A 13,716-nucleotide genomic window follows, 5' to 3' on the forward strand; every position below is an offset into this window, starting at 1 on the left:
CCCCGTGAGCCCGGCGCCATTCGGCGCCGCCGGGCTAACCGGCCCGCCGGCGCGTCGGGAACGCGCGTGACACACGCGCCGCGAGCAGCCGCGGGTACATGGAGACGGCGGGAGGACGACCCGACGGGGACGACCGACGGCGCAGGCGGGCCCGTCCGGTACGCACGGTTCCCCGTCATCCGGTGTCCGTCACCGCGCCGGAACGGCCGCGGCCCTCCTCGGCCGCTTCCCGGCGGCGGGCAGGAACGTCACGGGCCACGGGCTCCGACCGGGCCGGATGCCGCGCGCCGCGCGAGAATGGAGGTACGGAACACGCCCGCCGTGCGGAGAGGCGGCCGAACATGCCGTTCATCACGGTCACGGCCCTGAGCCACCCGGGGCTCGTGCGCGATCACAACGAGGACAGCCTGGCAGCGGGACCGTGGACACTGTGCGGAACGGTGACCGAGAACCCGCAGACACTCGGGTTCCCCCTCGGTTCCCCGCTCGTCGTCGCGGTCGCCGACGGCCTGGGAGGGCAGCCCGCCGGTGAGGTGGCGAGCAGCCTCGTGGTCCGCCGGCTGGCAGCGCTGAGCCCCGCACTCGACAGCGAGCAGGCCGTCCGGGACGCGCTGGACGTCTGCAACCGGGCGGTGTACGCGGACGCCGAGCGCGACCCCGACCTCACCGGCATGGGGACGACGGTGGCGGGTGTCGTCATCCTGGGCCGGGACGTCATCGTGTTCAACGTCGGTGACAGCCGGGTGCTCGACGCTCCCGCCACGCACGCGGCGCTGCGCAGGGTCAGTGTCGACGACAGCCCGCCGCCGGCTCCGGGCCGGCGCACCACGCCGGTCGTCACCCAGGCGCTCGGCGGTGCCTCCCGGTTCAGCGCGATCACACCGCATGTCAGGACGGAACCGCTCACCACCGGAGAGCGCTACCTCGTGTGCACCGACGGCCTGACCGACCCGGTGCCCGAGCACACGCTCGACACCGTGCTGCGCGCCCACGACGGCGGCCATGCGGCCTTCCGGCTGTGGAAGTCCGCCATCGACGCGGGCGGCCCCGACAACATCACCCTGGCCCTGATCGACGTCATCGACAACGCGAGCAGCCTGTCCGACGGGCCGGAACCTTCCGGAGGGCCGGCGTGATCACACTGGCCTTCTGCGGGGACGTCATGCTCGGCCGTGGCGTGGACCAGATCCTTCCGCACCCCAACGACCCAGAGCTCCAGGAGAGTTACGTACGCGACGCCCGGGACTACGTCCGCCTCGCCGAGGGGGAGAACGGGCCTGTCCCGCAACCCGCGGGCTTCCGATGGCCCTGGGGGGACGCGTTGGATGTCCTGGACGCGGCAGCACCCGACGCCCGTGTCATCAACCTGGAGACCGCCGTCACCCGCAGCGACCGGTTCGCACCCGGCAAGGAGATCCACTACCGGATGCATCCCGCCAACCTTCCCTGCCTCGCCGCCGCCCGCCCCGACGTGTGCGTCCTGGCCAACAACCACACGCTGGACTTCGCCCGCCCCGGTCTGGCGGAGACCCTCGACTCGCTCTCCGCCGCCCGGCTGCGGACGGCCGGGGCGGGACGGGACGCCACCACGGCACACCTCCCCGCGGTCGTTCCCCTCGCCGGAGACCGCCGGCTGCTGGTCTTCGCCTTCGGTATGCCGTCCAGCGGCGTCCCACGGGACTGGGCGGCGACCGAGGACCGGAGCGGGGTGAGCTTCGTGTCCGGCCCTCGCGATGCCAGCGCGGCCGCCCTGGCGGAACGCGTCCGGGGGACGAAGCGCGAGGGCGACATCGCGGTGGTCTCGGTCCACTGGGGCACCAACTGGGGTTACCGCCTGCCGCAGGAGCAGGTCGCCCTCGCCCACGCTCTGATCGATGCCGGAGCGGACGTCGTCCACGGCCACTCCTCCCACCATCCCCGCCCCCTGGAGACGTACCGCGGCAAACTCGTCCTGCACGGCTGCGGCGACCTGATCAACGACTACGAAGGCATCACCGGTTACGCGTACTACCGCGACGACCTGCGGCTCCTTTACCTCGTCTCGCTCGAACCCGACACCGGCCGCCTCGCCGAGGTCCGCATCGCTCCCTTCCAGGCCCGCCGCATGCGTCTGTCCCACGCCTCGGCCACGGACTCCCGATGGCTGCGGATGCTCCTGGACCGGCTCGCCGTGGGATTCGGGCCGTGCGACGTGGCTGGCCCGCACGACGCGCGGGGAGTCACCCTGTCCCTCCGGGCCGCGTGACGGCCGGTGCGTGGGCAGCCTCCGGTTGCTCGCCGCGCACCCTGCCTGCCTGCGTAGGCTGGCCGTCCACGCCCACGCCCCGCGACGAGGACCAGCCATGCGCAGCGCCACCACCGGGATCCGCCTGATCGAGCCCACCGACGCCGCGACGATCGCCGCGCACAGGGTGCGGGACTTCGAGGCCTTCCGACGGTGGGAACCGGCGCAGCCTGCCGAGTTCTTCACCCCCGAGGGCCAGGCGAAGCGGATCGACGGCCTGCTGGCCGGACACCGCGCCGGTACGGCCTGGCCGGGCGTGGTGCTCGCCGACGACCAGGTGGTCGGGCAGGTCACCGTCGGAGGCATACTGCCCCAGCCGCACCTGCGCCGCGCCTCCGTCGGGTACTGGATCACGGGCCTCGCCCAGAACCAGGGGCACGCCGGGCGCGCCGTCGCTCTGGCCCTGCGGGTGATGGAGGAGGACCTCGGGCTGCACCGTGTCGAAGCCTCCACCGGCCCGGAGAACCTGCCGTCGCAGCGGGTCCTGCGCCGTAACGGGTTCAGCCCGTACGGCGTCGCTCACTCCTCGATCCTTCTCGACGGGAGCTGGCGCGACGGCCTGCTGTGGGAGCGGCTCCTCGGCGACTGACGGGGGCTCGGCCGTGCGGGCCGGTGCCCGCGCCCCCGCCGTCCGGAACGTCGGGGCCGTGCCTCACGGAGCGAGCGAGAAGTAGTTCTCCTCCTCCTGGATGAAGTGCAGCCGCAGGACGCTGTGCAGACCGTAGAGGCAGGCGCGCAGGTCGTCGATCTGTTCCGGGCGGAGGCGCCCCTCGCTGTCGACGAGTTCGAGATGGGTGCTGATGCGGCGGGCGAGGCGGTGGATCTCGGTGTGCGCGCGGCTCATGGTGGCGGTGGCTTCGGGGCCGCCGAGCGCGTGGGCCAAGGCGGGGTAGAGCTGCTCCTCCTCGGCGCGTTCGTGCGGCAGCAGGCGTTCGGTGAGGAGCCGGTCGACGTGTCGCACCGTTTCCAGAGCCGCCGGGTCGGTGGTGCTGGTGAGCCGGTCGGCGGCTTCGTGGATGGCTTCGAGGACCTCCCGCAGGTCGGTGTGCTCCGCGGCGAAGCGCTGGATCATCTGTTCGGTGGCCGACCCGACGGCGACCTGAGCAGTGCGGCCGAGCCGGAGAGCGCGCAGTGCGTTGAGGATGACGGCGACGTCGATGGCTTCCTGGAGCAGGGCGCCCGCGGCCGGAGGCAACAGGCCGAACGCCGCGACGCCCATCGCCGCCAGGGACATCGCCATGCCGCTCAGCGCGCTCTGGACGGCGATGGCACGCGCGCGGACGGCTATGGCGGCCGCGTCGGCAAGCCGGTCGACACGGTCGGTGGTGAGAACGATGTCCGCGGCCTCGGAGGAGGCGCTGGAGCCGTGCGCCCCCATGGCGACGCCGACATCGGCGGCGGCGAGGGCGGGGGCGTCGTTGACACCGTCGCCGACCATGACGGTGACCGCCTTCTCGCCCTCGCCGCGGACGGCGGCGACCTTGTCGGCCGGACTCTGGCGGGAGAACACGTCGTCCAGGCCGAGGACGGCCGCGACCTCACGGGCGGGCTCGGGCCGGTCCCCGGTGAGCATGAGCAGACGCCGGAAACCCACCCCGCGCAGGCGTCGCAGGGCGCGCGGGGCGTCGGTGCGCAACGGGTCGCGCAGCAGGACCGCCCCGACGAGCGCGCCGTCCACGGTGATCCAGGCCACGGCGGCGCCGTCCAGGGTGGCCCGGTTGTCGGCTGCGCTCGCCCAGTCCGGCAGAGCCGTGTCCTCGTGCTTGCCGACGCCGACCACGCGGGTGCCGATCCGTCCGGTCGCCCCCCGCCCCGGCTCCTCGGCCACGTCGTGCACCGCGTGGAGGGTCAGGTGGCGCGCGTGTGCCTCGTCGGTGATGGCACGCGCGAGGACGTGCGGGGAGTACTGGTCGACGGAGGCGGCCAGGGCCAGCATCTCGTCGGGGGTGTGGCCGGGCGCGGTGGCGATGTCGATGACGCGGGGGCGGCCGGTCGTCAGGGTGCCGGTCTTGTCGAGCACCAGGGTGCGGGCGCGTCCGAGGGTCTCCAGCGCGGCACCGTCGCGGATCACCACGCCCTGGCGGGCGGCACGCGAAAGGCCGGAGACGATCGCCACCGGTGCCGCGAGCAGGAGGGGGCAGGGGGTGGCCACCACCAGGACGGCCACCGCCCGCACGGCCGACCCGCTGGCCAGCCAGGCGAGACCCGCCACGGCCAGCGACAGGGGCAGGAACCAGGCGGCATAGCGGTCGGCCAGGCGGATCACCGGGGCGCTCTCCGCACCGGCCTGGCGCGCCAGGCGGACGATCTCCGCGTACGTGCTGTCCTGCTCGGTCGCACCGGCCCGCAGTTCGAAGGCGGTGCCGGCGTTGACACCACCGCTGCGGACCGTCCGACCCGCAGTGCGTTCGACCTGCTGGGACTCGCCGGTCAGTACGGACTCGTCGAGAACGGCCGTGCCGCCTTCGACGCGCCCGTCGACCGGTACGACCTCGCCGGGGCCGACGATCAGCAGGTCGCCCACCCGGACCTCGGAGAGCGGCACGAGGCGGACCTCGCCCGCGGCGCGGCGGCGGGCGGTTCGCGGGGCGTGTTCCAGGAGGTGACTCAGGTCGTGCGAGGCACGCCGTTCGGCTGTGGCGTCCAGCCAGCGGCCGGTGGCGAGCATCAGGCCGATCAACGCCCCGGCCAGGTATTCGCCGGTGGCCAGGGTGCCGGCCAGCGCGAGTACGGCGATCAGGTCCACCCCGGCCCGCCCACGGCGCAGCGCACCGATCATCCAGACCACGGACGGCACGATCGCCACGCCGGTGCCCACCGCCCAGAACACGTCGGCGAGCGTCTGTGCACCGGCCAGCCAGGACGCGCCGCCCGCTGTGAGGGCCGCGGCGGTCACCGCGAGCAGTACCGGCTCCGGTGACCACCGGCCGGTGGTCGCTGGCGTCCTCACTCGCTCACCGCCCGTCCCTCGACCCGCACCGCCCCTTTCCACCATCGGCCGTCCGGCGCGCCTGGGCCAGTCGGCCCCCGGTGCCCGGCGGGCCCGCGAGGACCGGCAGCGGATGTCCTCGCACGCACCGGCGCGGTCGCCCGCCTCCGAGTCGGCGGAAGCCACTGCGGACGTGCCTCCACCCGCTCGCGGGGCGGCGAGGCGTGATCACTTCTCCGCAGCCGTGTCCTCCCCCGTCCCCCGTCCCCCGTCCCCCGTTCGCCGGGCGGTTGTCTCGGCACCCGTCTACGCGGGCTGCAGAAGAGTCTTCAGCGCTCCGTCGTCCACGGCGGTGGAGAGAAGCTCGTAGGCCCGGCCGGTTTCGGCGAGATCGAGTTTCCGGGTGACGATCCGCGACAGGCGCTCCAGCTGGCCGGGGGCCAGGGACTCCAGGAGCCAGTGCGTGGAGGACGTGTCGACCTGGCCGATACTGATCGTGACGTTCTTGTGCCACAGCTCTTCCAGATGCAGGGTGACCGACGTGCCGTGCATACCGATGTTCGCGATGTGCCCACCCGAACGCACGGCCCGCGTGCACAGGGTGAAGCTGTCGGGAGTCCCCGCCGCCTCGATGACCACATCGGCTCCGGGCCCGTCCGAGAGGTCCGCGATCAGCTGGCCGGGGAGTTCCGCGGCGTCGGCGCCGAGGCCGGCGGCGATCTCCAGCCGGCGGGGCGACAGGTCGACCGCTATGACCCTGGCCGGGGTGTAGAGCCCCGCGATGATCAGAGCGGCCACACCGACGGGCCCGGCCCCGACCACGGCGACCGTGGTTCCGGGCCCGACCTTCCCGTTGCGCACCCCGAGCTCGAAGGCGGCGGGAAGGACTTCGGAGAACAGGACCGCGGTGCTCTCCGCCATGGCGTAGGGCAGTTTGTGCGTCGAGTGGTCGGCGAAGGGGATCCGGGCGAACTCCGCCTGGGTGCCGTTCACTTCGTGTCCGAGGAGCCACCCTCCTCCGTGTGCGCACCGGCCGTACGTCCCTTCCTTGCACGGTACGCAGTGACCGCAGGCGGAAATGGACGACACGATCACCTCGTCCCCCGGGGCCACGGCATGCACTTCCGGTCCGACCTCGACGATCTCGCCGACGGCTTCGTGCCCCAGGACCGTGCCGGGCTTCACGTCTGCGGTGTCTCCACGCAACGTGTGGAGATCACCCGTGCACACGGAGGTCGCCGTCACCCGCACGAGTGCGTCGGTCGGCTGCTCGATGACCGGATCGCCGATGGACTCCCAGCGGCCTCGGCCAGGACCGTGGTAAACGAATGCGTGCACCGTACTCACCTCTCTGAAGCCTGTTGACCGCGGACCCTCCGTCGCCGCGCGCGGCGCAGTTCGTCGGTCCCCCACACCACGAAGGGGAAGAACACGATGATCAGAAGCACGTCGGGGGACAGCGCGGCGGTACCGAACAGGCCCTGCAGCGGCGTCAGGTAGATCAGGGCGCCGGTGAAGGCGAGCTCGAAGGCGATGCCCCACAGCAGGAGCGGGTTGGTCCACAGGCCGATGGCCCGCAGGGACGCATGGTCCGTCCGGGCGGCGAAAGCCGTGCCCACCTGGCACATCACGATGCCCGCGAAGGTCGCGGTGGTGGCCGTCACGTACGCTCCGTGCAGTTCGCTTCCCGAGGCTGTGGGACTGCCGGGATGCCAGCCGGCGCGCCACAGGACGTAGAAGAAGGCCCCCGTGGAGAGGGCTGCGGAGACCACGCCCAGGTAACCCCAGCTGCGGATCAGCATGTCCCGGGAGATGACGCTCTGCGTGCTCTCCCGCGGCGGTCTGCTCATGACTCCGGGCTCGGCCTTCTCCCGTCCCAGCGCCAGGGCGGGCAACGTCTCGGTCCCCAGGTCCACGGCGAGGATCTGGAGCACGGTCAGGGGCAGCGGAACGGCCCCGCCGGACAGAGCGAAGACGGCGAAGGGCACGACCTCGGGCACCAGGTGGGCGAAGATGTAGACGATGAACTTGCGGACGTTGTCGTACACGCGCCGGCCCGACTCGATCGCCGTGACGATGGTGGCGAAGTTGTCGTCCGTGAGCACCATGGTGGCGGCCTCACGGGCCACGTCGGTTCCTGAGAGCCCCATGGCGACGCCGATGTGGGCGCGGTGGAGTGCGGGAGCGTCGTTGACACCGTCGCCTGTCATCGCGACGATCCGGCCGTGATGACGGAGGGTGTCCGCGATCCTCAGCTTGGTCTCGGGCGACGAGCGGGCGAAGACCGTCTCCGCGCTGCTCTCCGGTCCCAGCAGTTCGTCGAGTTGCTGCTCGGTGAGTCCTTCCGCCGCCGCCACCACCCGTAGTTCCGGCCGGCCGATGCCTACCTGCCGGGCCACCGCTGCCGCGGTCGAGCCGTTGTCCCCCGTCACGATGTGGACCCGGAGTCCGGCGTCGTGGCACCGGCCCACCGCCGCGGCCACCTCCGGGCGGGGAGGGTCGTACAGTCCGACCAGCCCCAGGATCTCCAGATCGGATTCCGCCTCCTCCCGGCCGAGCGGCAAGGAGCCGGACGGGAACGCGCGGGTGGCGACCGCCAGGACGCGCATGCCCTCGCGCGCCATGTCCTCCGCCGCGCGTGTGGTGCGGACGACCTCTTCGGAACGTGCACCCCCGCTGCCGGCGACTCGCGCCAGCACGGCTTCGGGCGCGCCCTTGGTGATGAGGAGGGATCGGTCACCCGGACCGGGCGGCGAGGTGAGGACGCTCATCAGCCGGATCCGTGGATCGAACCGGTACAACGCCCGCCTGCGCTCGTCCCGCTCGCCGAGGTCGGGGCCGACCCCCAGGGCCGTGGCTCCGTCGACCAGCGCGGTTTCCGTACCGTCGCCGTGCAGGACGCCTTCGGCGTCCCGGCTGACCGTCGTGCAGTCCGCCGTCAGGCGCATCAGGTTCCGCGCCTCCGCTCCCGTCCCCGTCCCGGCCTGCGGGGTCCACAGGCGCTGCATCCGCATTCTGTTCCGGGTCAGGGTGCCCGTCTTGTCCGTGCAGATGACGTTGGTGGACCCCAGGGTCTCCACCGCGCTGAGCCGTTTGACGACGGCGCCCTGCCGGGCCAGTGCGCGTACACCCACCGCCAGAGCCAGGGTGATGATGGGCAGGAGCCCCTCGGGTACGTTCGCCACGAGCAGTCCGATGGCGAACGTGAGCGCGTCGGAGAGGGGCAGCCCCACCGCGACGCCGACGACGAGGAAGACCGCGCCCATCACGACGGCCGCCGCGGCGATGAACCAGGCCACCCTCTTGACCTGGCGCTCCAGCGGGCTCTGCTCCCGGCGCGTGCGCTGGCTGAGCGCTGCGATACGGCCCAGTTCGGTACGGCTTCCGGTGGCGTAGACGATGCCCCGGGCCCGGCCACCGGTGCAGGTCGTACCGCTGAACACCAGATCCGGCTCCTGCAGCAGCGGCACGTCCTGGACCGCGGGGCCCGCCACCCTTTCGGCGGGGGCCGACTCCCCCGTGAGCATCGACAGATCGGCTTGTATGCCGCCCTCGGTCAACCGGGCGTCGGCGGGGACCTTGTTCCCCTCGTCGAGGATGACGAGGTCTCCCGGTACGAGGGTGCGCGCCTCGACGCTCTGCTCCTGGCCGTCCCGGACCACCTCGGCGCGGTCGGGCAGGTAGCGGGCGAGCGTCTCCACCGCCCGTTCGGCCTGCCGCTCCTGCATCAGGGCGAAGCCCGCGTTCACCATGATCACGGCGATGATGGCCCAGCCCAGGACCGCGATCCCGGCCAGGAAGGCCAGGAGGGCGGCCGCCCAGAGCAACAGGGCGAGCGGATGGGCAAGCTGCCGGACGAGCTCCCGACCGATGGACGACTCCGCCTTGACCGGGACCTCGTTGGCTCCGTACACGGCCAGCCGCCGAGCCGCCTCCCTGCCGGACAGCCCCCGGTCACCGGTGCCCAGCTCCTCGCGGAGCCTGGGCAGGGACTCGCGGGGGTCAGGCTCCTTCTCCGCGATAGGGCTCGGCTCCCTGCCGTGCGCCATGCGCCACCTCCGGACTTCCGTCGTCAGGCCCGCACCGGCCCCGAGCTGCCGTCGCCGTAGGACCGGCTGCCTCGGGCCCGGCCGTGGGGACTCACCGCCGCACCGCCGTCGTCGGCCCCGGACATCCAGTCTTGGGACGCGTCCTGTCCCGTGCGAGAGACATACGGGGTAACCGGCGGGGACGTTCGGTCCCCACCCGGACGACGACCCGGCCGTCCGATGCGTCCGGGGACCGTTCGGCCCCCTCGGATGCATCGGACGGCCCTTCGTCGTCTCCCGGTGGACGCCCACACTGGACAGCGGAGCCCGGCACCCCCGCGGAGAACGGACGGAAGACGCGGTCCCCGGAGAGGACGGGTCCGACGGACGCCACCGGCACCGTCGGGTTCCAGGCGTCAGTTCAGCGATCACAGCGCGGCCAGAAGGACTGTGAGCCCATGCGCGGAACGATGTGGCACTGCGGACGGAACACCCACCCCTTGCGCCGGCGCGTCGACGTCCTCGAGGCACGGCTGCTGCTCGTCCTGTGTCTCCTGGTGATCGGATGTGCCTCGGTGTTCGGCGTGACGAAGGGCTGGGCGGCCTACGACCACGAACGGTCGGTGGCCGCGGAACAGCGCGCCGCGCGGCATCCCGTCCGCGCCCTGGTCCTGCGGGACGCCCCGGGGTCCAAGCCGTGGGCGGACGAGTCGGGCCGCACGGAGAAGGTGGTGGTACCGGTCCGCTGGACCGGCCCGTCCGGTGCCCATGTCACGGGAAAGGCCCTGGTGGCCCCGGGCACCGAACGGGGGGAGCACACGACTCTCTGGGTGGACCGGCGAGGAGACACCACCTCCGCCCCGCCGGGGAGCCGGGACGTGTGGTCCGGCGCGCTGACGGAGGGGCTGAGCGGCGTCGCCGTCGTGGCGGGCGCCGGAGCCGTGGCCGGTATCGGTCTGCGCAAGGTGTGCAACCGGTTCCGTGCGGTCCACTGGGAGACCGAGTGGAGCAGAGTGGAGCCCGAGTGGAGCCGCCGTGTCTGAAGCGCCTCCCGCGGCCCGGACGACGCGGGAACCAGCCCATGTGCTCTACAGGAGGATCCCAAGATGACGACCTCGCCCCACACCGTGAGCGACCTCATGACGCATACCGCCGTTGCCGTGGGCAGCCGGGCCTCGTACAAGGACATCGTCAGGCTTCTGGACGAGTGGAAGGTGAGCGCCCTGCCGGTGCTCGCCGGCGAAGGGCGCGTCATAGGGGTGGTGTCGGAGGCGGATCTCCTGCCCAAGGAGGAGAACCGCCCCGACGAGACCTCCGCACCCGGCGACCGCCCGTTCGCGGACGCCTCCAAGGCCGAGGCCCTCTACGCGGAACAGCTCATGTCCAGCCCTGCCGTCACGGTCCACGCGGACGCGACCGTGGCCGAGGCGGCCCGGATCATGGCACGACGGCAGGTGAAGCGCCTGCCGGTGGTCGACAGCGGCGGACTGCTGCAGGGGATCATCAGCAGAGCTGACCTCCTCAAGGTCTTCCTGCGGTCGGACGAGGACATCGCCGACGAGACACTCGCCGTTCTGGGCGGACTCCCGGCGGCCGCCGACATGGCCGTCCACGTCGACGACGGGGTGGTCACCCTGGGCGGGAGTCTGTCCGACCGGGCCCTGGTCCCGCTGATCGCCCGCGCCGTGCGGGCGGTGGAAGGCGTCGTGGACATACGCCTCGACCTTCTCGGCCACCGTGAGGATCCGCCGGCGGGGTGAGCGGGGCGGGCGAGCCGAAGCGTGAGGGCGCAGGGCGGAAGCCGGCGCCTCGGGCCTGCCTCGGGACGGCGCGGCCGCCGTCCCCTCCGCCGTCCCCGGCTCGGGCGCTGCCCCCGGCCCTTCCCGTAACCCGTTCCGCTCAGGGCGCCTCGCCGGGAACGGTGATCACCGGACACTCGGCCCGGTGCAGGAGTCCGTGGACCACCGACCCGAGCCGCATGCCCGTGTACCCACCGCGCCCGCGCCGTCCGACGACGACCGCGTGCGCGGTGGACGACGCTCGGGCGAGCTCCTCCACCGGATGCCCCCGGCGCACCTCCTGCGTCAACCGCACGTCCGGGTACCTGTCGGACCATCCGGCAAGCACCTCGGCGAGAAGGCGCGTACGCTCCTCCAGCTCGGCTCCCCCTTCGCCGAGCTGGACGGTGGGCCGGGTCCCGCCGAAGACGGTGGGCCGGGGCCACACCCACACCGCGTGAACGACCGCCTTGCGGACGTCTGCCTCCTCGAACGCGAACCTCACGGCCTCGTGCGAGGAAGCGCTGCCGTCCACCCCTACGACCAGGTGGGGAGGATGCTCCGCCGTGTGCTCGGGTGCCCGCACGACGACCACGGGGCAGCTCGCCTGGGCGCTGAGCGGCGCTGCCACCGAGCGGGTGCTGAGCAGTTCCGCCGGGCGGCTGAGCCGCCGGGAGCCGACCACGATCATGGGGGTGCGATCGGTCGCGCGCCGGCCGAGCACCACCGCCGGCTGGCCGTCGACGAGTTCGGTCACCACGTGGGCGTGGGGGCTGAGCCGGAGGATCGTCTCACCGGCGGCGGCGAGCGCCTCCCGCCCCTGCGCCTGGAGGAACATGTGGTGCGGCGTCGAGTCCACGTGCTGGGTGTCGTGCAGGAACGGGACCGCCAGTACGAGCCGCAGCGGCAGGTTCCTGCGGTCGGCCTCGTCAGCCGCCCAGGCGAGCGTGGGCACCGAGGGATCGGCCGGATCGACGCCTACCACGATGTGCTGATCCGCGAAGGGGTGCGTCATCGTTCCTCCTCAACCGAGCACCGGGGGCATCCGCACCGGACACGCTCCCCGGGCCGCGTACGCTGCGTCTCCACGCTCCTGTCCGCGGTGCCGCGGGCGGAAGGGGCACGGCGGCCCCACCCGGGGGCCGAAGGTCCCCGGGACCCGCACGGCTCGACTCCCGAAGGTGCCCCACTCGGCCCTTTACGCGACCGTAGCCCCACGGAACCCTGTTAAGCGTGCACGGGGCGCCGATCCGGACCGCACTCCGTGACCCCGGCGAGAAGAGGTGATGAGCGCCGTGTCGCACGTCACGACCACGGATCTGTACGAGGCGTCGATGGCTCTCTCCTACCTGCGGGAAGGCATGACCGCCGACGCCACGTTCAGCCTGTTCGTACGCGATCTGCCTCCGGGACGCGGCTTCCTCGTGAGCGCGGGCCTGGAACCGGTCCTCGACTTCCTGACCGATTTCCGCGTCACCCCGGACGACGCGCGGGACTTCGCCGTGGCCCTCGGCTGCTCACCCCACGAAGTGCGGCCGCTTGTCGGTATGGGCTTCGACGGCGAGGTGAGAGCCGTACCGGAGGGGCGGACGATTCTGCCCGGTGAGCCCCTGCTCGAGGTCACCGCTCCGCTGCCCCAGGCCCAGCTCGTGGAGACCTGGCTGCTGAGCCAGGTCAGCCACCAGACGGCCGTCGCGTCCAAGGCGGCACGATGTGTGACAGCCGCGGCCGGCCGTCCCGTCATCGACTTCTCCCTGCGCCGCGGACACGGCCCGGCGGCGGGGATGCAGGCGGCCAGGGTGGGGGCGATGGTCGGCTTCGCAGGCACCAGTAACGTCGCCGCGGCCCTCCGGTGGAACATGACCGCCTCCGGCACCATGGCGCACTCGTACGTCGAGGCCTTCGGCGACGAGCGGGCCGCGTTCGAGGCGTTCGCACGCAGCCGGGCCGGACCGGTCACCTTCCTGGTCGACACGTACGACACCGCTGACGGTGTCACCACTGCCGCGGACGTGCTCAACGACCTGCGGCGCGGACCGGGGTCCGCGATCAGACTCGACAGCGGCGATCTCGCGGCGCTCGCACGGCAGTCGCGCGGCATCCTGGACGACGCGGGGCTGCGTGACGTCGCCATCATCGCGAGTGGCGGTCTCGACGAGTACCGCATCGACCGCCTGGTGCGTTCCGGCGCCCCCATCGACGTGTACGCCGTGGGCACCAGGGTCGGGACCGCTGCCGACGCCCCTTACCTCGACACCGCCTACAAACTGGTGGAGTACGACGGCCGGCCGATGATGAAGCTCTCCGCCGCCAAGGTGACCGCGCCCGGACGCAAGCAGATCCTTCGCTCCCGGGGTGTGGGAGACGTGATAGCGCTGGCGGACGAGGACGTACGGGCGGACCAGGAACCCCTCCTGCGGACGGTCATGGCCGAAGGACGCCGTACCGGTGCGCCCGACACTCTGGCCGCGGCGCACGAGCGGTTCGTCGGCGATCTGGCCGCCCTCCCCCGCTCCGCCCGCGAGATACGCGATCCGGAACCACCCGTGCCGGCCGTCTCCCCCCGCCTCGCGGACCTGACGTCCGAGGTCCGTCGCCGCCTGGAGCGGGACGTCGGGGAACGACGGGCGGCATGGGGCCGCCGAGGAGCACGCTGAGGCTCGACTCTCCGGCCCGGACCGATACGCGGCAACGCGA

At 72.6% G+C, this 13,716-nt stretch carries 10 protein-coding genes; 6 read left to right on the forward strand and 4 right to left on the reverse strand.

The window, feature by feature from the left end; genetic code table 11:
* The first annotated feature begins 341 nt into the window (after positions 1-341).
* The 3 genes from BA175_RS26055 to BA175_RS26065 all read left to right on the forward strand — a co-directional run bounded on the left by BA175_RS26055 (position 342) and on the right by BA175_RS26065 (position 2,873).
* A complete protein-coding gene (locus tag BA175_RS26055; protein WP_069173961.1) occupies positions 342-1,136 on the forward strand; it encodes a PP2C family protein-serine/threonine phosphatase in 795 nt (264 codons plus the stop codon).
* A complete protein-coding gene (locus BA175_RS26060) occupies positions 1,136-2,245 on the forward strand; it encodes a CapA family protein (protein ID WP_079159840.1) in 1,110 nt (369 codons plus the stop codon). The genes BA175_RS26055 and BA175_RS26060 overlap by 1 nt, the downstream gene beginning before the upstream one ends.
* A 97-nt stretch (positions 2,246-2,342) precedes the next feature.
* Positions 2,343-2,873, forward strand: coding sequence for a GNAT family N-acetyltransferase (locus tag BA175_RS26065; RefSeq protein WP_069173962.1), 531 nt, complete (start codon positions 2,343-2,345; stop codon positions 2,871-2,873).
* Between the two features lie 63 nt (positions 2,874-2,936).
* Here the strand turns inward: BA175_RS26065 and BA175_RS26070 are convergent, their stop codons facing one another.
* From BA175_RS26070 to BA175_RS26080, 3 genes are all read right to left on the reverse strand, one after another.
* On the reverse strand, positions 2,937-5,063 hold the full coding sequence (locus BA175_RS26070) for a heavy metal translocating P-type ATPase (protein ID WP_069174275.1): 2,127 nt from the start codon (positions 5,061-5,063) through the stop codon (positions 2,937-2,939).
* 456 nt (positions 5,064-5,519) lie between these two features.
* Complete coding sequence (locus BA175_RS26075) at positions 5,520-6,551, reverse strand: alcohol dehydrogenase catalytic domain-containing protein (RefSeq protein ID WP_069174276.1); 1,032 nt, start codon at positions 6,549-6,551, stop codon at positions 5,520-5,522.
* Between the two features lie 5 nt (positions 6,552-6,556).
* Complete coding sequence (locus tag BA175_RS26080) at positions 6,557-9,262, reverse strand: cation-translocating P-type ATPase (protein ID WP_069173963.1); 2,706 nt, start codon at positions 9,260-9,262, stop codon at positions 6,557-6,559.
* A gap of 437 nt (positions 9,263-9,699) precedes the next feature.
* Between BA175_RS26080 and BA175_RS26085 the strand changes: the two genes are divergently transcribed.
* Both BA175_RS26085 and BA175_RS26090 read left to right on the forward strand, forming a co-directional pair.
* Complete coding sequence (locus tag BA175_RS26085; RefSeq protein WP_069173964.1) at positions 9,700-10,284, forward strand: Rv1733c family protein; 585 nt, start codon at positions 9,700-9,702, stop codon at positions 10,282-10,284.
* Between the two features lie 63 nt (positions 10,285-10,347).
* The gene (locus tag BA175_RS26090; protein ID WP_069173965.1) at positions 10,348-11,001 is read left to right on the forward strand and encodes a CBS domain-containing protein; all 654 of its coding nucleotides are present in this window, start codon (positions 10,348-10,350) and stop codon (positions 10,999-11,001) included.
* 139 nt (positions 11,002-11,140) lie between these two features.
* Here BA175_RS26090 and BA175_RS26095 read toward each other — a convergent pair whose 3' ends face one another.
* Positions 11,141-12,034, reverse strand: coding sequence for a universal stress protein (locus BA175_RS26095; protein ID WP_069173966.1), 894 nt, complete (start codon positions 12,032-12,034; stop codon positions 11,141-11,143).
* Between the two features lie 280 nt (positions 12,035-12,314).
* Between BA175_RS26095 and BA175_RS26100 the strand changes: the two genes are divergently transcribed.
* Positions 12,315-13,676: a nicotinate phosphoribosyltransferase gene (locus tag BA175_RS26100; protein ID WP_069174277.1), complete on the forward strand. Its 1,362-nt coding sequence runs from the start codon at positions 12,315-12,317 to the stop codon at positions 13,674-13,676.
* Positions 13,677-13,716 lie beyond the last annotated feature (40 nt).

Source organism: Streptomyces griseus (genome assembly GCF_001715295.1).
GTDB lineage: Bacteria > Actinomycetota > Actinomycetes > Streptomycetales > Streptomycetaceae > Streptomyces > Streptomyces griseus_G.